The following is a 17399-nucleotide window of genomic DNA, read 5'->3' as shown; positions in this document are numbered from 1 at the left end:
GGCGGGGGCCGGAGCAGGCGCGGGTGCCGGCTTGCTCGGAGTGCTCGGCTTGCTCGGGGTGCTCGGCTTCGCGGGGGTGCCGGGGTTCGACGGGGTGCCGGGCTTGGACGGCGTGCTCGGCACGGCCGGGGTGGAGGTCCCGCCGCCGGTGCTGCCGGTGCCGCCCGTGTTGCCACCGCTCGTGCCGCCGCCGGTGGCGTTCCCGGTGCCGGAGCCGTTCCCGGTGCCGGCGTCGTTTGTCTGCTTCGCGATGGCGGCCGCGGCGGCCTTCGCCTGCTGCGCACTCCAGTACGCGGTCTCCGTCGCGACGCTCGTGCCCTTCAGGTACGCGAGCTGGCGCAGGACCTCGGCCTGCTGGTCCTGTTCCTTCTGCACCCGGGCCTGGGCGCCCGCGGCCACGTCGTTGGCCGTCGCGAAGGTGGTCTTCGTCGCCTCGGTCGCCTTGCTCAGGGCCTTCTCGGCCGCGGACTGCTGGGCGGCCAGGGACTCGACGGTCTTCTGGTCGGCGCGTGCCTCGGCCAGGACGGTCGCGGAGCGCTCGGACAGGTGCGACATCGTGCCGACGCGGTAGAGCAGGTCCTTCGAGTCCGACGAGTCCATGAGCATGGTCGTCGACAGGTCACCGCCGCCCGTGCGGGACAGCTCGACCACGAGCCCGGCGACCTGACCGGCCGAGTCGTCCGCCCGGGCCTTCGCACGCTTCGACTGCGCGGACAGGTCGGCGAGGGTGTCCTTCGCCTCCTGCTGCTGCGACGCCGCGAGGGCGTACGCCTGCCCGGCCTGCTGCTCGGCGACACCGGCCTGGTCGGCGGCGTCCTGCAGCGTGCCGAGCCGGTCGCTCAGCTCGTCGACCGTCTGCTGGGCGTCGGCGGCATCCGACTTGGCGGCCTTGACGTCGTCCCAGGACGGACCCGAGGGTGCGGCCTGGGCCGGTCCGGCGATGACGACCGACAGGCCGATGCCGAGCACGGCGATGGTCGCGATCCCGCAGGAGAACGAGCGAGCGGAGGTGGTCATGACGTGGGTCGACGCCTTCTGGTGGCGCTGATGCTCATACCGAGATCCCCCGCGCTGCCATGAAGGGGACCGGGTCGACGGCAGCGCCGTTGATCCGGGTCTCGAAGTGGAGGTGGCACCCGGTCGACCAGCCGGTCGAGCCGATCTTGGCGATCTGCTGTCCGGCGGTGACGTGCTGTCCGGCGGTGACCATGATCCCGCCGTCGACGACGTGGCCGTACGCGGTGGAGATGCCGCCGCCGTTGTCGAGGATGACCTCGTTGCCGTACCCGCCACCGTTGCCGGCGAAGGTGACGGTGCCGTCGTGCGCCGCGTAGATCGGGGCGTAGCAAGCCGGGGCCAGGTCGACGCCCGCGTGCAGGGCGCTGACGTGCGTGTAGGGGTCGACGCGGTAGCCGTACGGGCTGGTCTGGAACCCGCCGGCGGGTCGGACCCACCCGGCCGGGTTGGCGCTGCCGCCACCGGTACCGCCCTGGTTGGTCGCCGCGGCCTTGGCTGCTGCCTTCGCGGCGGCTGCTGCGAGGCGGGCCTGGCGGGCCTTCTCGGCAGCGACGCCCTTGCGGTAGTCGGCCTCGACGCCGCGCTGCTTCGAGGTGAGCGCGGTCAGCTGCGCCTCGAGCCGGGCCTCGTTGTCGTTCTGGGCGTCCACCGCGGTCTGTGCGGCGTCGGCGGCACCCTGGGCCTGCTGCATCTTCGACTGTGCGGCGTCGGCCAGGTCCCCGAGGGCCTGCTTGGCGCGGTCCGCCTTGTCGGCGAGGCCCTGGGCCACACCGCGGTCCTGCGAGGCCTGCGCGTAGATGCCCTCGGACTGCTCGCTGAGCTTCGACATGGCGCCGAGCTCGTAGAGCAGGTCGCCGGAGTCGGACGGGTGCGTGAGGATGTCCGTCGTCACGTCGTCACCGCTGGTGCGACCGAGCTGGGCGGCGAGCTGACCGGCCTGCTCCTCGGACCGTGCGGCGGTCTGCTTGGCCTCATCGGCCTGCGACTGGAACTTCTTCTGCTTGAGCGTCGCCTCGTCGTACTTGTTCTGCGCGGCCTGGTACGCCTCGCCCGCGGCCTGTGCGGCCTTCTGCTTGGCAGCGGCCTCGCTCTTCAGCGATGAGATGAGCGACTTGATCTCGCTGACCTTGGCCTGCTGGGCACTGGTCGACGACTTCGCCCGCTGCACCTCGTCCCAGCTCGGGTAGCTCGCGGCGCTGGCGGACGACGCCGGGGCGAGGACCGCGAGCGTGCCGGCTGTGAGCGCGACGGCGACCGCGGCGGCGATCAGGCGGCTGCGGGAGCGGAGGGAGAAGGGAGTGGAGGTCGACATGTATCTCGATTTCGTAACAGCGCGGCAAGGCTCACGCACGTAACACTGTTAACAGGTGCAACAGTAACAACAGGGGTCGCAGGCTCGACAGCCCCTCGGACGAGGGGTGCGGCCGCCGACGATGCTCGCACCGACAGCATCGGAGACCCGTGCGCTGACGGCGCGACACGCCGGGGATGCACGGTTGGCGGGGTCGGATTTGTGAAACCCGGGGGGCATCCGTATGCTTGTCCATCGGTAGCGCGATGCACTGCTTGCGGCCCTATCGTTTAGTGGCCTAGGACACCGCCCTTTCACGGCGGCAGCACGGGTTCGAATCCCGTTGGGGTCACTCCTTGAGTGAGCGAGCAAGTAGTACTGAACAACACCACAGCAATTCAATATGGCCCTGTAGCGCAGCTGGTTAGCGTGCCGCCCTGTCACGGCGGAGGTCGCGGGTTCAAGTCCCGTCAGGGTCGCCACGGCTGGATAGCTCAGTTGGTAGAGCGTTCGACTGAAAATCGAAAGGTCCACGGATCGATGCCGTGTCCAGCCACCGGTGAAGGCCCCCTGCTTCGGCAGGGGGCCTTTTCCGTTGTCTGGCCGGTGTGACCTGCTCGCAAAACACCGGTGTTCGCGCATCGAGCCGCGGCATGCGCGTGTTCAACGGGCGAACACCGGTGTTTTGCGGACTGCCTACGCCTCGCGGGTCTTCGGGCTGCTGTCGTTCGTCTTCGCCGGGTCGCGCTCGACCACCGCGCCCAGGGCATCGTCGATCCGCGACATGAGCTCCGCCGGGATCGTGACGCCGGCAGCGCCCGCGTTGTCGTGCACCTGCTCCGGACGCGAAGCCCCGATGATCGCCGAGGCGACGTTCTCGTTCTGCAGGACCCAGGCGACCGCGAGCTGTGCCATCGACAGGTTCAGCTCGTCGGCGACCGGCTGCAGCTCCTGCACCGAGGACAGCACCTCGTCGCGCATGAACCGCTTGATCATGTCCGCGCCGCCCTTGTCGTCGGTCGCGCGGGAGCCCTCGGGCAGCGGCTGACCCGGCTTGTACTTGCCGGTGAGCACACCCTGGGCGATCGGCGACCAGACGATCTGCGAGATGCCGAGTTCCTTCGAGGTGGGGACGACCTCGTCCTCGATGACCCGCCACAGCGCCGAGTACTGCGGCTGGTTCGAGATGAGCTGGAAGCCGAGGTCCTTCGCGAGCGCAGCGCCGGCCCGCAGCTGGTCCGCGGTCCACTCGCTGACGCCGACGTACAGGACCTTGCCCTGACGCACGATGTCCGCGAAGGCCTGCATCGTCTCTTCGAGCGGGGTCTCGTGGTCGTAGCGGTGCGCCTGGTACAGGTCGACGTAGTCCGTCTGCAGCCGCTGCAGCGAGCCGTCGATCGACTCGAGGATGTGCTTGCGCGACAGCCCGGTGTCGTTGTGGCCCTTCGGACCGGTCGGCCCGAACACCTTCGTGGCGATCTCGAGGGACTGGCGCCGCTCCCCCTTGAGCGCTTCGCCGAGGACCGTCTCCGCGCCGGTGTTGGCGTAGACGTCGGCGGTGTCGAACGTCGAGATGCCGACCTCGAGGGCGGCCTTGACGCAGGCGATCGCCGCGTCGTTCTCGACCTGGGATGCGTGGGTGAGCCAGTTGCCGTAGGTGATCTCGGAGACCTTGAGGCCCGAGTTGCCGAGGTAGCGGTACTCCATGTGCGTGTCACTCCTGTCGTGGGGCGCGTCGGTGCGACCCGAACCGTGACGGTAGTCCGACGTCGTCGGCGCGCACTCGGCAAGGCGGCGCGGCGCTGTACGCTGATGTTTCAGAAACGGTCCGCAAAGACGAAACCCCGGCGATGTGGCCTGAGCCAGTGATCGTTCCGGGGTCTTCGATATATGAGTTTACGGGGCGAGCGTTCGATGTCAACTGGAGGTCGCGTGGAGCCGGCGGACGTCGTGGACCTGCTGACCCGGGAACGCCTTCGTTCCTCCTTCCACGCTGTGCCCGACGACGCACGCGCTGTCGGGCTCGACAAATGGAACATGCGAGCTGCAGCTGCCGTGATGGAGCTGACGGGGGCGGTCGAGATCGTGGTGCGCAACGCCGCAGACGTGCAGCTCCGCGCTTGGGCAACTGCTCGTCACCCCGGCTCATCCTGGCTCGACGTCGTTCCCCTCGACGCCCAAGGCAAGAACGATCTGGTCGTCGCGCGACGACGTGCCACGCGAGGGGGGAAACGAGCAGAAGTGCACGGGCGAGTCGTCGCCGAACTGAGCTTCGGGTTCTGGCGGTACCTGTTCGAGTCTCGTTACCTGACGGCCCTGTGGACACCGGCACTCCACCGCGCGTTCCCACACGGCCCGGCGGATGCGCTGACTCGCCAGCGCGAGGTTCGGACACGTATGCAGCAACTGCACTTCGTGCGGAACCGCGCCGCGCACCACGAGCCGATCCATGGGCGTGATCTTCGGCGGGACCACGATTACGCGATCGAACTGCTCGGATGGATCCACCCCGGCGCCGCGGCTTGGGCACAGGACGTGACGATGCTCGGCACGGTGCTCGGTGCCCGACCCAGCATCTGAGGGGCAGGATCGGAGGGGTTCGGCGCAGGGCTGCGCCGCGGAGAGCGAGGGAGCATCCATGACCGGAGCGAGCGTGTTGTTCATCGGCGGGAGCGGCGTGATCAGCGCCGCCTGCGTCCGGGAAGCCGTCGAGCAGGGGTTCGACGTGACCGTGCTCAACCGGGGGACCACCGGGGGCAGGCCGATCCCGGAGGGTGTGACGCGCCTCCAGGCCGACGTGTCGGACCGCAGCGCACTGGCGGACGCACTCGGCGACCAGCGCTTCGACGTGGTCGTGAACTGGATCGCCTTCACGCCGGACCAGGTGCAGGCCGACGTCGACTTCTTCGCGGGGCGGACGCGGCAGTACGTGTTCATCAGCTCGGCCTCGGCGTACCAGACGCCGGCAACGCACCTGCCGATCACCGAGTCGACGCCGCTGAAGAACCCGTACTGGCAGTACTCGCGCGACAAGATCGCGTGCGAGGAGCTGCTGATGGAGGCGTACCGGGAGCAGGACTTCCCGGTGACGATCGTGCGGCCGTCGCACACCTACGACGAGACGAAGCTGCCGCTGACCGGCGGCTGGACCGCGGTCGCTCGGATGCGTGCCGGCAAGCCGGTCATCATCACCGGCGACGGCACCTCGCTGTGGACCCTGACGCACAGTCGCGACTTCGCGGTCGGGTTCACGGGGCTGCTCGACCGGGCCGAGGCGATCGGTGAGCCCTTCACGATCACGAGCGATGAGGCCCCGACGTGGAACGCCATCGCGCACGAGATCGCGGCGGCGGCCGGGGTCGAGGACCTGCGGATCGTGCACGTGCCGGCGGACGCGATCAACGCCGTCGACCCTGAGTGGGGCGCGGCGCTGCTCGGCGACAAGGCGAACAGCTCGGTGTTCGACAACAGCAAGGTCCGGTCGCTCGTGCCGTGGTACCGGCCGCGCACGACCTACCGGCAGGGTGTGCGCGAGGTCATCGCCTGGTACGAGGCGCACCCCGAGGAGCAGGTCGTCGACGAGCGGCTCGATGCCCTGATGGACGAGCTGGCGGCGCGCTGGGCGGTGTGAGCCGCACTTGGTGAGCAGAAATGGTCGGGTACCGTGTGGCGACCCGACCATTTCTGCTCACGAAACGCCCGCGTCAGGCGCGCGCGGCGAGCACGTCCGCCAGGGTTCCGATCGCGAAACGCAGCTCGTCGTCGGTGACGACCAGGGGCGGCGCGAAGCGGATCGTCGACCCGTGGGTGTCCTTCACCAGGAGCCCGCGGTCGGCGAGGTCCTTCGAGATCGCCTTGCCGGTGCCGAGCGCGGGGTCGATGTCGATCCCGGCCCAGAGTCCGGCGACCCGGTGCGAGACGACACCCTTGCCGAGCAGGTCGTCGAGCAGCCCGCGCAACAGCGGTTCGCCGTCGAAGGCCCGCTGCTGGAACGTGCCCTCACCGAGCATCGCCACGACCTCGGCACCGACGGCTGCGGCGAGCGGGTTGCCGCCGAAGGTCGATCCGTGCTCGCCGGGGCGCAGGACGCCCAGGACATCGCGCGAGCCCACCACCGCGGACACCGGCACGATGCCGCCACCGAGGGCCTTGCCGAGTGTGATCAGGTCGGGACGCACCCCGACGCGCTGCACCGCGAGCGTGTGCCCCGTGCGACCGAGACCGGACTGGATCTCATCGGCGATGAACAGCGCGCCGAACTCGTCGCAGACCGCCCGGACGTCAGGAAGGTAGGACTCCGGCGGGATGACCACGCCGCCCTCGCCCTGGATCGGCTCGAGCAGCACGGCGACGACGGTCTCGTCCATCGCCTCGCGCAGAGCCGCAGCGTCGCCGTACGGCACCGTGCGGAAGCCGGGCGTGAACGGCCCGAAGTCATCGTGGGCCGAGGGGTCGTCCGAGAACGAGATGATCGTCGTGGTGCGACCGTGGAAGTTCCCGGACGCGACGATGATCGTCGCCCGCTCGGCCGGCACTCCCTTGACCCGGTAGCCCCAGGCACGGGACACCTTGATCGCGGACTCGACGGCCTCGGCACCGGTGTTCATCGGCAGGACCATCTCGGTCTCCGTCAACGCAGCCAGTGCTGCGGCGAACGGCCCGAGCTGGTCGTTCACGAACGCGCGGCTCGTGAGCGTCACGCGGTCGAGCTGCGCCCGTGCGGCATCGAGCAGCCGCGGGTTGCCGTGGCCGAAGTTCACCGCCGAGTACGCGGCGAGGCCGTCCAGGTACTGCTTGCCGTCGACGTCGGTGACGGTCGCTCCGGCACCCGACGCGATGACGACGGGCAGCGGGCTGTAGTTGTGCGCGAGGGCGCGGTCCTCGACGGCGAGCGCCGCCGCGGTGTTGACCCCGAGCGACGCTGCCGCCGACATCAGCTGACCCCGAGCGAACGCGCGACCGAGGTGCCGGTGCCGACCGGGTGCAGGTCGAGCGTGCAGCACTTCACGCCGCCACCGCCGAGCAGCAGCTCGGACAGGTCGACGCCGATCGGGTTGTAGCCCTTCTCGCGCAGCTGCTCAGCGAACCGAACAGCCCGGGCGGCGATCACGACGTTGTACCCGTCGGAGTACGAGTTCAGGCCGAGGATCGCGGCGTCCTCTTCCGTGGCGATGATCGCGTCCGGGAAGCGCTCGCGCAGGATCGCCAGCGACGGCTCGTCGAAGGCGCTCTCCAGGTACGCGATGTTGCTCGTCCCGTCGACGGCGGGCTCGGGGTCGAGCACGGCGATCGCGGTGTCGAGGTGGTAGAAGCTCGGGTTGATGAGCTTGAGGGTGACGACCTCGCGGCCGTAGATCTTCGCGAGCTCGTCGTGCGAGGTGCTGTCCGACCGGAAGCCCGTGCCGGCGAAGATGGTGTCCCCGATGAGCAGGAAGTCACCCTCGCCCTCGTTGGTCTGCTCCGGCTCGGCGACGGTCAGACCGGCCTGGCGGAACCAGTCCATGTACGCGGGGCCCTCGGGCTGGCGCTCGGGGTACTGGAACTTCGCGCCGTACGCGATGCCGTCGAGGACGAACCCGCCGTTGGCCGCGTAGACCATGTCCGGCAGGCCGTCGATCGGGTCGATGTACGAGATGTCGAAGCCGAGCTGCTCGTAGACGGCGACGAGCGACTCCCACTGCTCGACGGCCTTCGACGTGTCGGTCGGCTCCTCCGGGTGCATCCACGGGTTGATCCGGTAGCTCACGGTGTAGAAGTCCGGCTTGCACATCAGGATCGTGCGCTTGGTGGCGACACGGGCCGGGGTGGCGACGGACTCGGGGGCGGGTGCGGTGTTCGACATCAGTCCTCCTGGAAGGGACCGGGGCCCGAGCCTGCCAGGAACCGAAACGGAACGAGGAGAAGAGCTCCGGTGAGATGCAGGCTCACTCACCGCAGCGGACCAGGTCGACGCCGTGTCGATCTTTCCACACACCGTCCACGGAGTGCAGTCCCCCGCCTGCGGGACCGTGACACCCGTTCGGGTGACGCACGTTTCGTGCGCGAGACCCACCAGCCTCGCAACAAGTCCGCGTACGATGGGGACAAATGGATACGCTCGACCACCGCATCCTGGATCAGCTCCGGGACAACGCCCGCGCCGGCTACGGCGACATCGGGTCGGTGGTCGGACTCTCGGCCTCGGCCGTCAAGCGCCGTGTCGACCGGCTGGTCGGTGACGGCGTCATCCAGGGCTTCACGATCAAGGTCGACCCCGCCGTCGAGGACCGCGGCACCGAGGCCTGGGTCGAGCTCTACTGCCGCGGCACCGTCTCGCCCGACGAGCTGCGTGCCCTGCTCGACACCGTCCCCGAGGTCATCGACGCCGGCACGGTCACCGGCAGCGCCGACGCCGTCGTGCACATGCGCTCGAAGGACCTGTCCGCGCTCGAGGAGGCGCTCGACAAGGTCCGCCTCGCACCCCAGGTCGACCACACCCGCTCCGCGATCGTGCTCTCCAAGCTCGTCAGTCGAGAGACCGCGTAACGTCCCACGCATGGGACGGAAGACGGTCTGGAGGCGCGACTCGGCACCCACGGGATCGCGTCCGGCCCGGCAGCTGGTCACCGCTGCGGGCCTCGCCTACGTCGCGAACTGCCTGTGGGGCACCGCGGTCGCCGTGCGGCTGATCCGCACGAAGAAGCTCCGCGTCGTGCACCACGGGCTGTTCGTCGTGACCGCGACCCTGACCGGCTTCGCCGCGACGACCCCCGCGTGGACGCGCGACCGGACCGCACTGTTCCTGCTGCCGGCACTCGTGCCCCTGGCGGTCGCTCCACGCACCAACCCGCGCTCCGGAGCACACTGGAAGGTCGCGGTCGCCGCCGCACCGTCCTACCTGGGGGCCGTGCTCGCCCGCAGGCGATCAGAGAGGTGAGCAGTGGAGCTGTTCGAGGCCATCCGACGACGACGCACGACGAACGGGCCGTTCCTGCCCGATCCGGTGTCGGACGAGCACCAGCGACTGCTCATGGAGCTCGCCGGCCGGGCACCGTCGCAGCTCAACAGCCAGCCGTGGCGCTTCGTGCTGATCGAGGAGCGCCAGACGATCGACCGCGTCGCCGAGATCAGCGGCAGCTCGATGACCCGCACCATGGCCGAGGGCACGTTCTTCGAGCGGTACAAGCCGTACTTCCGGTTCTCGAAGGCCGAGATGGACGAGCGACGCGACGGGATGCTGTTCGACAAGCTCCCCGGGCCACTGCGGCCGTTCACGAAGCAGGTGTTCACGAAGCGTGGGCAGCTGCTCATGAACACGCTCCGGGTGCCGCAGACCCTGGGTGAGGAGAACCGGAAGCTCGTCGCCGGGTCGCCGCTGCTGCTCGGCGTGCTGCTCGACCGCCACGAGTACCGGAAGGAGGAGCTGTCCGGCTTCTACTCGGTGTTCAGCATGGGCGCGGCGATGGAGAACATCTGGCTCGCGACGACCGAGCTCGGCCTGGGGATCCAGTTCGTGTCCTTCCCGATGGAGACCCCCGGCGCGTGGGAGGAGATCGAGGGCCTGCTCCGCGTGCCCGAGTCGCTCGAGCTGATGGCCGTCTACCGGATCGGGTACCTGCCCCCGGAACGACGACGGCCGGCCATCGACTGGACGTCGAGCGAGCGCAAGCGCCCCTCGCAGTACGTGTTCCGCGGCACCTGCGACACCCCGCAGCGCGGGTGGGACGACGCACCCGTCGCAGCCCACATCGAACCGGAGGCGACCACATCGTGACCGACACCCGACCCACCCAGACCGCTCCGGGCCTCCAACCCGTCGCCCCCGGCCTGCCGGGCCGCCCCTGGATCTCGCAGGACTGGCTCGACGTCGTCTTCGTGCACTGGCGCGTCGACGTGTCGGCGGTTGCCCCGCTGCTGCCGGCCGGCACCCGGCCCGACACGATGGCGCTCGACGGCACCGACGACGGGGTGACCACCTGGGTGGGCCTCATCGCGTTCCGGTTCGAGGACACCCGGTTCCCGCCGTTCTCGACCGGGAGCATCGGCGACTTCGTCGAGCTGAACGTCCGCGTCTACACGGTCGACGAACAGGGGCAGCGCGGGGTCGTGTTCCTGTCGCTCGACGCCGGGAAGCTCCTGCCGACCATCGGGGCGCGCGTCGCGACCGGCCTGCCGTACCGGTGGGCGATCGCGGAGTCGCGCAGCGGTGACGGCCGCGTGGGGTACGCGATGCGTCGGCACGGCACCCACCTGCGGTCGATGCTCGACGTCCGGATCGGCGAGGCGCTCGACGAGCCGGGGCCCCTCGAGACGTTCCTGACGGCGCGGTGGGGCATGCACGTGCACCGGGCCGGACGGACGCGGTTCTGGCCGAACGAGCACGAGTCGTGGCCGTTGCACCGGGCCTCGGTGGTGTCGCTGCGGGACGACCTGGTCGGAGCGGCCGGGCTGCCCTTCGGGCTGACCGAGCTCGAGCCGGACTCGGTGCTCTACTCGCCGGGGGTCACGACGCGGTTCGGTCGGGGGCGCTGAGGGCGGGACTCCGGCTGGTCTCGCGGGCCCGGGCCGCTGCCCGGAACTGGTGGACGGCGAGCAGCGCCGAGAACAGTGCCGTGACGCCACCGGCGATCCAGGCGGCCCGCAGGGACTCCGGCACGCTCTCCACCGTGAGTCCGGTGACGGCGAGTGCCGCGCACGCGACGGCGACGACCGCTGCAGCCCACGCGGCCACGATGTGGTCGAGCCGGGGTACCGCGCGTGCGGTCGTGTACAGCATCACCGCAGCACCCACCCCGACCAAGAGGCCGATCCGGGACCCGACCAGGGTGGTCGTCAGGGCGACGACGGTGGCGGCCGATGCGCTGACGAGCACACGCGTGACGTGGCACCGCCACGAGGCGTCGCGGCTCTGCTCGTCGTACGCGTGCCGACCCGTCACGAACAGGGCAACGGCACCGACGGTCGTCACCACCGCGGCGGACACCCCGACGACGAGCGCCAACGCACCACCGAAGGCGATCCCGACGGCGACGTGTGCGGCGGCGAGGAGCAGCACGAGGACCGGGTACGTCCAGACCTCGAGCGGCCGGGTCGGTGTGTTGAGCACCCAACCGGGCGGCGCCTCCTCTGCGGGGTCGTCGGTATCGGGGTCTCGGGTCTCCACCTGGCCATGATGTCCGATCGGTGCGTGCGTGGTTCGGTACGGCGACTTCGGGGGACAGCGGCTGAGTGGTGCACGGCCGACCGCAGGTACAAGGGAGCCATGACTCGAGTGGCAGTGGTGACCGGTGGATCCGCAGGACTGGGACGGGCGACCGTCCGGGAACTCGCCGCACGGGGGTGGGACGTGGCCGTCCTGGCCCGCGGGCAGGAGGGCGTCGACGCCGCCGTCGCCGAGGTCGAGGCTGCCGGGCGCCGCGGGCTGGCCCTGGTCGCCGACGTCTCCGACCGCGACGCCGTCGAGGCTGCGGCCGACCGGGTCGAGCAGGAGCTCGGACCGATCGACCTGTGGGTGAACGGTGTGATGGTCGGGGTGTTCGGGAAGTTCCTCGACACCGCGCCGGAGGACTTCGAGCGGGCGCTGCACGTGACCTACCTCGGCTTCGTGAACGGCACCCGGTCGGCACTGTCGCGGATGGTCCCCCGCGGTCGTGGGCACGTGATCCAGGTCGGCTCGGCGCTCGGGTTCCGCGGGATCCCCCTGCAGGCCGCGTACTGCGGTGCGAAGCACGCGATCGTCGGGTTCACCGAGTCCGTCGTCTCCGAGCTGCGCGAACAGGGCAGCAAGGTCAAGGTGTCCCGCGTGGACATGCCGGCGCTCAACACGATCCAGTTCCAGTGGGTGAAGTCGAAGCTGCCGCACCACCCGCAGCCGGTCGCCCCGATCTACCAGCCCGAGGTCGGTGCTCGGGCCATCGCCGCCGTGGCCGAGCGGCCGCGCAGCCGCACCTGGGTGGGCGAGTCCACGGTCTACACGATCCTCGGCAACCGGATCAGCGGACGCTTCGCCGACTGGTACGCCGCCAAGACCCTGGTCGACGGGCAGCAGGCACCGGACAAGGACGGCCTCGAGATGCGGGACAACCTGTACGAGCCGGTGCCGGGCGACCACGGTGCGCACGGGGTCTTCGACGAGTCCGCCCACGCCTGGTCGCCGCAGACCTGGTGGGTGGAGCACCGCCGGGTCGGCAACGGCATCATCGGGGCCGTGCTCGGTGCCGCCGGGGCCGTCGCACTCGTCGCGGGACGCCGACGATGAGCCGCCGGTCGTCGACCGTGAGCGGGACAGCCGTCGTCGAGCTGGCCCGGGCCGGGCTCGGCCTGTGGCACCTGAGCCGTGCGGCCCGAGGGTCTGACCAGGCCGTGCTGCACGGCGTGCTCGGGGTCCGGCAACTCGCACAGGCCGTCCTCGTCGCGCGGGTGGGTTCCGGCAACGCGCACACCCTGAGTGCCGTCGTGGACGCCCTGCACGGTGCGACGATGGTGCCGCTCGCCGTCGATCCACGTCGACGCCGGTTCGCGGTCGACCAGCTCTGGATCGCCGCAGTCCTCGCGATCGCCGAGGCAGCGGTCGTCGGTCGCGGAGGACGCCGCTGAGTCCTGTCGGAGGTGCTCGGTAGCGTCCCCGGCATGAGCACGATCTACTCCGTGGCGTCCTCGCTGGACGGCTTCGTCGCAGCGCCCGACGACGACCTCGACTGGCTGCTGCAGTTCGGGTTCGAGCCGTTCCAGGAGCACCACGACCGGTTCTACGCGGGCGTCGGCGCGATCGCGATGGGGTCGACGACGTACGAGTGGCTGCTCGAGCACGACGACACGTGGGCGCACCCGGACCTGGCGACGTGGGTGTTCACCACGCGAGACCTGCCGGTGCCCGACGGTGCCGACGTGCGCTTCGTCTCGGGCGAGGTCGGCGACCACCAGGCCGACCTCGAGCGCGTGGCCGACGGCCTCGACGTCTGGGTCGTCGGCGGCGGACTGCTCGCGGCGCAGTACCAGCAGGCGGGTATCCTCGACGAGCTGCGGGTCACCGTGATGCCGGTCGCGCTCGGCGCCGGAGTGCCCCTGCTGCCGGTCGCCGCACCGACCCCGGTGTTCGAGCTCGTCGGCACGACGCAGTTCGACGGCGGGGCGGTCGAGCTCCACTACCGTTCCGCAGCAACCGCGGCGTAGCGTCCGGAGCATGAGCGACAACGAGCAGACCGAGCCCGTCATGGACGGTGCCACCGATGCCACGAACCACGAGAAGCTGCAGGGCCTGATCGAGCAGGTCGACCACGACCACGCCGGTGAGGGCGCGGGCGCGATGGCCGACCACCTGCGCGACCGCATGGACGAGACCGGCGTCGAGGACGAAGAAGCGGGTGACGCCGAGGACTGATCCTCGGGTCACTTCGTGAGCAGAAGAGGTCGGGTTCCCACACGGGACCCGACCTCTTCTGCTCACCAAGCGGAACGTACGAAGCAGAACGCGCGAAGCGCCTAGACGCGCAACTCGGAGAAGTCGCTGTCGACGTCGCCGAACCGGTGCGCGGTGATCGACACCGACTGCTCGCGCAGGTAGGGCAGCATCTCGATCACGCCGGCCTCGACCACGGGGGCGTCGTGGATCGCGACGTCGATGCTCGCACCCAGGGCTTCCTCGAGGGCGAGCGGGTCACCGCCGAGCAACCGGATACGGGCACCGGGACCACCGAACGCCGTGTGGGCCGGGCGGTCCTGCCCCTGCGACAACACGGCCTCGAGCGCGTCGACGGGCTGATCGTCCTGGTCGGTGGACCAGTCCGCCTGGAACACGGCCCCCGACGACGCGCGGGCGTGGAACTCCTGATCGGACTCCACCAGGTGGTCGACGACGTCGAGCGGCGACCGGTTCCCCGCGAGCAGCTGCGTGAGCGGTCCGGGCAGCGGCCGAGCCGTGCTGAGCAGGACGTGCGCACGTGCCGAGGTCGCGGCGACGAGCGTCCGGACGAGGTCCACGGTCGAGGCGTCCTCGGCCTGGCGCACGATGACCGACTGGGGTCGGTGGCGCAGCACGTTCCGCTGCACCACGAGCCCGGACAGGTCCCGCGACCGGAAGAGGGTCTCTCGTGCGTGCACGTCGCTCAGGGCTCCGGCGCGGACGCGGTCGAACTCCTCGAAGGACAGCCCGCTGCGTGCGGCCTCGATCACCGCGGTGACGCGCGGGGGCAGGCCGTGCAGCTGGATGCTCTTGTGCACGGTGCGGGGCGTGGGCAGCCAGCGGCCGAGCGTCGCGACGTACATGGGCCCGCCGGCCTTGGTGCCGGTGCCGACCGAGGAGCCCTTCCAGCCGCCGAACGGCTGGCGTCCCACGACGGCACCGGTGATGCCGCGGTTGACGGAGAGGTTGCCGGCGCGAACGCGAGCCAGCCACTCGGACACCTCGTCGACGTCGAGTGAGTGGATGCCCGCCGTCAGCCCGAAGTCGGTGCCGTTCTGGATGGCGATGGCCTGCTCGAGGGTCTCGGCGCGCACGATGCCTAGCACCGGGCCGGGGTACTCGGTCTGGTGGAAGTCGCTGCCGGGTCGGACGCCGTCGCGGATCCCCGGCGACCAGAGCCGGCCGGAGTCGTCGACCGCCTCGGGCTGCACGAGCCAGGACTCCCCCGGCCCGAGTTCGGTCAGCCCCTGGCGGAGCGTGCCCTGCGGTTCGGCGATGAGCGGGCCGACCTGCGCCGTGGGGTCGTCCGGCCACGCGACCCGGAGTGTGCGGGTGGCGTCGACGAGCTGCCGCTGGAAGCGCTCGCTCTCACCCACCGACCCGACCAGGATCACGAGGGACGCCGCCGAGCACTGCTGTCCGGCGTGCCCGAAGGCGGACTGCACGATGTCCTGCACCGCCAGGTCGAGGTCGGCGCTCGGCGTGACGACGATGGCGTTCTTGCCGCTCGTCCCGGCGGTGAGCGGCAGTCCGGCACGCCACCAGCGGAACGAACGGGCGGTGTCGGACGAGCCGGTCAGGATGATGCGGTCGACCGTGGGGTGGCCGATGAGGTCGCGGCCGAGTTCGTCCTCGGCCAGGTCGACGAGCTGCAGCAGCGAGTGCGGCACCCCGGCGTCCCAGAGCACGTCGGCGAGCACGGCACCGGACCGCTTGGCCTCGGGCGCTGGCTTGAGCACGACACCGCTGCCCGCGGCGAGCGCCGCCAGCACCCCACCGGCGGGGATGGAGACGGGGGAGCTCCACGGCGGCACGACGACGGTCAGCCGCGGCGGCACGTACTGCGCGCCCTCGACGTCACCGAGGCGGCGGGCGCTCTCGGCGTAGTAGTGGGCGGCGTCGACGGCCTCGGTCACCTCGGCGTCGGCCTCGGCGAAGGTCGTGCCCGTCTCGGCGGCCATCACCTCGATCAGGTCGGCGCGGCGGGTCTCGAGTTCGTGCCCGATGAGGTCGAGGAGCTCGGCACGGTCGGACGGGTCCTGCCGCCCCCAGTTCACGCCGGCCTGGGCGGTGCGCGCCACGATCCGCTCGAGCTTGGAGCGGTCGGCGACCTTCGCACCGCGGATCGTCTGCGCGCCGAGCTGCGAGCGCGGCACCCGGCGCAGGACGTCGAGCGCCCAGGCCCGGTTCGCGGCGATGGACGGGTCGGTGTCGGGGGCGTTGCGGAACGCGTCGCGCAGGACGGGTTCGCCGAGCGCGCGGTGGCGGTCCTGCGTGCGGTGGGTGGCGGGGACGGGCTCGTCGAGTGCGGCGACGGACGCCAGGAACCGGCTGTGCTCCCGCTCGAAGACGCTGGCGTCGTGGTCGATGTCGGCTGCGGCGGCGATGAAGTTCTCGGGGCTCGCGCTCTCCTGCAGGCGACGGGCCAGGTACGCGATGGCCGAGTCGAACTCGTCCGGCTGCACGACGGGCGTGTAGAGCAGGATCTGCCCGACGTCGGCCCGGACGGCCTGTGCGTGGGTGGACGCCATGCCGAGCAGCATCTCGACGTCGACGGCGTCGGTGACCCCACGGCGCTGGGCGAGCACCCACGCGGTGGCGAGGTCGAACAGGTTGTGCCCGGCGACCCCGATGCGCACGGCGTCGGTGCGCTCGGGCGTCAGTGCGGCGTCGAGCATCCGGAGGTAGGCGGTGTCGGTCTCGCGCTTGCTGCCCCAGGTGGCGAGGGGCCACCCGTGCAGGATCGCGTCGACGTGCTCCATGGCGAGGTTCGCGCCCTTGACGAGCCGCACCGTGATCGGGGCACCGCCGCGCGCCCGGCGTTCCTGCGCCCACGCGGTCAGCGCGTCGAGCGCTCCCGCGGCGTCGGGCAGGTAGGCCTGCAGCACGATGCCGGCCGACAGGTCGGCGAACTCGTCACGATCGAGCAGCGCCCGGAACACGGCGAGGGTGACGTCGAGGTCGCGGTACTCCTCGATGTCGAGGTTGATGAACTTGGCCGGGCGTCCGGCGGCCGTCGGTGCCGCGGCCAGGCGGTAGAGCGGGACGAGCCGGTCGACGACGCGCTCGACGGTCTGGTCGAAGGCCCACGGCGAGGTCTGCGGCACGACGGCGCTCACCTTGATCGACACGTGGTCGACGTCGTCGCGGGCGAGCAGGTCCATGGTGCCCTGCAGGCGTCGGTCGCTCTCGGCGCTGCCGAGGACGGCTTCGCCGAGCAGGTTCACGTTCAGTCGCGTGCCCGGACCGCGGACCTTGGCGAGGGCCGGTCCGAGCTTGCTCGTGGTCGCGTCGATGACGAGGTGCCCGGTCATCCGGCGCAGGATCCGGCGTGCGGTCGGGATCACGGCCCACGGCGCCATGGTGGCGAACCCACCGCCGAGCGTCACCGCCCCGCGCAGGTACCAGGCGAGGAAGTCGGGGACGTCACGGCTCAGCTGCTCGAGGTTGCGAGCGGCGACCCGAGGGTCTTCGGGGCGGATGACCTTGTCCACGAACCCCCGCGTGAAGTCGAGGCCCTGCTCGTCGCGCAGGACCTCGGCCAGACGGACCGCACCCGGGTCGGGCTTCACCCCGGCGGACGCCGCCAGCCACCGGCGCACGAGCGCGACGGCGTCATCGGTGGTGTCCTGGAGGCGAGCGCTCGGCATCCCCCGATCGTATGCCGCACGTCCGACGCGACCTCGGAGCACGCCGTGCGTCGGCCAGGAG

Annotated in this window: 17 protein-coding genes and 3 tRNA genes; 13 read left to right on the top strand and 7 right to left on the bottom strand. The window is 70.8% G+C overall.

All coding sequences use genetic code 11. The features are described 5' to 3' along the window. A partial coding sequence (locus DEI98_RS02520; protein ID WP_146243391.1) for a hypothetical protein occupies positions 1-1017 on the bottom strand: 1017 nt, incomplete at its 3' end. A 34-nt stretch (positions 1018-1051) separates the two neighbouring features. Then, positions 1052-2329: a M23 family metallopeptidase gene (locus DEI98_RS02515; RefSeq protein ID WP_111099779.1), complete on the bottom strand. Its 1278-nt coding sequence runs from the start codon at positions 2327-2329 to the stop codon at positions 1052-1054. Positions 2330-2587: 258 nt separating this feature from the next. Here DEI98_RS02515 and DEI98_RS02510 point away from each other — a divergent pair. The 3 genes from DEI98_RS02510 (at position 2588) to DEI98_RS02500 (ending at position 2864) form a co-directional block, all read left to right on the top strand. Further along, a tRNA-Glu gene (locus tag DEI98_RS02510) sits at positions 2588-2660 on the top strand. A gap of 53 nt (positions 2661-2713) precedes the next feature. After that, a tRNA-Asp gene (locus DEI98_RS02505) sits at positions 2714-2790 on the top strand. Position 2791: 1 nt separating this feature from the next. Further along, a tRNA-Phe gene (locus DEI98_RS02500) sits at positions 2792-2864 on the top strand. A 140-nt stretch (positions 2865-3004) separates the two neighbouring features. Here DEI98_RS02500 and DEI98_RS02495 read toward each other — a convergent pair. Next, entirely contained in the window at positions 3005-4015 is a 1011-nt protein-coding gene (locus tag DEI98_RS02495; protein WP_071404504.1) for an aldo/keto reductase family protein, read from the bottom strand. Between the two features lie 243 nt (positions 4016-4258). On the opposite strand from DEI98_RS02495, the gene DEI98_RS18205 reads away from it, so the two are divergent. Both DEI98_RS18205 and DEI98_RS02485 read left to right on the top strand, forming a co-directional pair. Then, complete coding sequence (locus DEI98_RS18205; RefSeq protein ID WP_146243390.1) at positions 4259-4888, top strand: hypothetical protein; 630 nt, start codon at positions 4259-4261, stop codon at positions 4886-4888. Positions 4889-4946: 58 nt separating this feature from the next. Further along, positions 4947-5939, top strand: a complete 993-nt coding sequence (locus DEI98_RS02485; protein ID WP_111099778.1) for an NAD-dependent epimerase/dehydratase family protein — start codon at positions 4947-4949, stop codon at positions 5937-5939. Between the two features lie 73 nt (positions 5940-6012). Here DEI98_RS02485 and rocD read toward each other — a convergent pair whose 3' ends face one another. Together rocD and ddaH are read right to left on the bottom strand one after the other, a co-directional pair. Then, complete coding sequence (gene rocD, locus DEI98_RS02480) at positions 6013-7242, bottom strand: ornithine--oxo-acid transaminase (protein ID WP_111099777.1); 1230 nt, start codon at positions 7240-7242, stop codon at positions 6013-6015. Beyond that, positions 7242-8150, bottom strand: a complete 909-nt coding sequence (gene ddaH / locus DEI98_RS02475) for a dimethylargininase (protein WP_071245287.1) — start codon at positions 8148-8150, stop codon at positions 7242-7244. The genes rocD and ddaH overlap by 1 nt, the downstream gene beginning before the upstream one ends. A 245-nt stretch (positions 8151-8395) precedes the next feature. On the opposite strand from ddaH, the gene DEI98_RS02470 reads away from it, so the two are divergent. Genes DEI98_RS02470 through DEI98_RS02455 form a run of 4 tightly spaced genes read left to right on the top strand, consistent with a single transcriptional unit; the run spans position 8396 to position 10819 of the window. Continuing rightward, positions 8396-8833: an Lrp/AsnC family transcriptional regulator gene (locus tag DEI98_RS02470; protein WP_017887694.1), complete on the top strand. Its 438-nt coding sequence runs from the start codon at positions 8396-8398 to the stop codon at positions 8831-8833. A gap of 10 nt (positions 8834-8843) precedes the next feature. Further along, positions 8844-9224, top strand: a complete 381-nt coding sequence (locus tag DEI98_RS02465) for a hypothetical protein (protein ID WP_111099776.1) — start codon at positions 8844-8846, stop codon at positions 9222-9224. A gap of 3 nt (positions 9225-9227) precedes the next feature. Then, on the top strand, positions 9228-10061 hold the full coding sequence (locus tag DEI98_RS02460) for a nitroreductase family protein (RefSeq protein WP_071404500.1): 834 nt from the start codon (positions 9228-9230) through the stop codon (positions 10059-10061). Then, a complete protein-coding gene (locus tag DEI98_RS02455) occupies positions 10058-10819 on the top strand; it encodes a YqjF family protein (protein WP_220037051.1) in 762 nt (253 codons plus the stop codon). Before DEI98_RS02460 ends, DEI98_RS02455 begins: the two co-directional genes overlap by 4 nt. On the opposite strand, the gene DEI98_RS02450 is transcribed toward DEI98_RS02455, so the two are convergent. Next, on the bottom strand, positions 10791-11450 hold the full coding sequence (locus DEI98_RS02450; RefSeq protein ID WP_146243389.1) for a hypothetical protein: 660 nt from the start codon (positions 11448-11450) through the stop codon (positions 10791-10793). The two genes, DEI98_RS02455 and DEI98_RS02450, sit on opposite strands and share 29 nt — an antisense overlap. A gap of 99 nt (positions 11451-11549) precedes the next feature. On the opposite strand from DEI98_RS02450, the gene DEI98_RS02445 reads away from it, so the two are divergent. From DEI98_RS02445 to DEI98_RS02430, 4 genes are read left to right on the top strand one after another with little or no spacing between them, the layout of a single operon-like run. Further along, complete coding sequence (locus tag DEI98_RS02445; RefSeq protein ID WP_031260052.1) at positions 11550-12545, top strand: SDR family oxidoreductase; 996 nt, start codon at positions 11550-11552, stop codon at positions 12543-12545. A 17-nt stretch (positions 12546-12562) separates the two neighbouring features. Beyond that, the gene (locus DEI98_RS02440) at positions 12563-12883 is read left to right on the top strand and encodes a hypothetical protein (RefSeq protein ID WP_146243388.1); all 321 of its coding nucleotides are present in this window, start codon (positions 12563-12565) and stop codon (positions 12881-12883) included. Positions 12884-12916: 33 nt separating this feature from the next. Beyond that, positions 12917-13459, top strand: a complete 543-nt coding sequence (locus DEI98_RS02435) for a dihydrofolate reductase family protein (protein WP_111099805.1) — start codon at positions 12917-12919, stop codon at positions 13457-13459. A gap of 10 nt (positions 13460-13469) precedes the next feature. After that, a complete protein-coding gene (locus tag DEI98_RS02430; RefSeq protein ID WP_071404495.1) occupies positions 13470-13667 on the top strand; it encodes a hypothetical protein in 198 nt (65 codons plus the stop codon). Between the two features lie 101 nt (positions 13668-13768). Here DEI98_RS02430 and DEI98_RS02425 read toward each other — a convergent pair whose 3' ends face one another. Further along, positions 13769-17338: a bifunctional proline dehydrogenase/L-glutamate gamma-semialdehyde dehydrogenase gene (locus DEI98_RS02425; protein ID WP_111099774.1), complete on the bottom strand. Its 3570-nt coding sequence runs from the start codon at positions 17336-17338 to the stop codon at positions 13769-13771. Positions 17339-17399 lie beyond the last annotated feature (61 nt).

Source organism: Curtobacterium sp. MCLR17_034, assembly GCF_003234485.1.
In the GTDB taxonomy this organism is placed as follows: domain Bacteria; phylum Actinomycetota; class Actinomycetes; order Actinomycetales; family Microbacteriaceae; genus Curtobacterium; species Curtobacterium flaccumfaciens.
This window is presented reverse-complemented; position numbering and strand designations above follow the sequence as displayed.

What these genes read in the sequence shown, in the direction of transcription:
- DEI98_RS02515 (WP_111099779.1), bottom strand. Translation starts at nt 2,329, where the DNA reads ATGTCGACCTCCACTCCCTTCTCCCTCCGCTCCCGCAGCCGCCTGATC.
- DEI98_RS02495 (WP_071404504.1), bottom strand. Translation starts at nt 4,015, where the DNA reads ATGGAGTACCGCTACCTCGGCAACTCGGGCCTCAAGGTCTCCGAGATC.
- DEI98_RS02485 (WP_111099778.1), top strand. Translation starts at nt 4,947, where the DNA reads ATGACCGGAGCGAGCGTGTTGTTCATCGGCGGGAGCGGCGTGATCAGC.
- rocD (WP_111099777.1), bottom strand. Translation starts at nt 7,242, where the DNA reads ATGTCGGCGGCAGCGTCGCTCGGGGTCAACACCGCGGCGGCGCTCGCC.
- ddaH (WP_071245287.1), bottom strand. Translation starts at nt 8,150, where the DNA reads ATGTCGAACACCGCACCCGCCCCCGAGTCCGTCGCCACCCCGGCCCGT.
- DEI98_RS02470 (WP_017887694.1), top strand. Translation starts at nt 8,396, where the DNA reads ATGGATACGCTCGACCACCGCATCCTGGATCAGCTCCGGGACAACGCC.
- DEI98_RS02465 (WP_111099776.1), top strand. Translation starts at nt 8,844, where the DNA reads ATGGGACGGAAGACGGTCTGGAGGCGCGACTCGGCACCCACGGGATCG.
- DEI98_RS02445 (WP_031260052.1), top strand. Translation starts at nt 11,550, where the DNA reads ATGACTCGAGTGGCAGTGGTGACCGGTGGATCCGCAGGACTGGGACGG.
- DEI98_RS02435 (WP_111099805.1), top strand. Translation starts at nt 12,917, where the DNA reads ATGAGCACGATCTACTCCGTGGCGTCCTCGCTGGACGGCTTCGTCGCA.
- DEI98_RS02430 (WP_071404495.1), top strand. Translation starts at nt 13,470, where the DNA reads ATGAGCGACAACGAGCAGACCGAGCCCGTCATGGACGGTGCCACCGAT.
- DEI98_RS02425 (WP_111099774.1), bottom strand. Translation starts at nt 17,338, where the DNA reads ATGCCGAGCGCTCGCCTCCAGGACACCACCGATGACGCCGTCGCGCTC.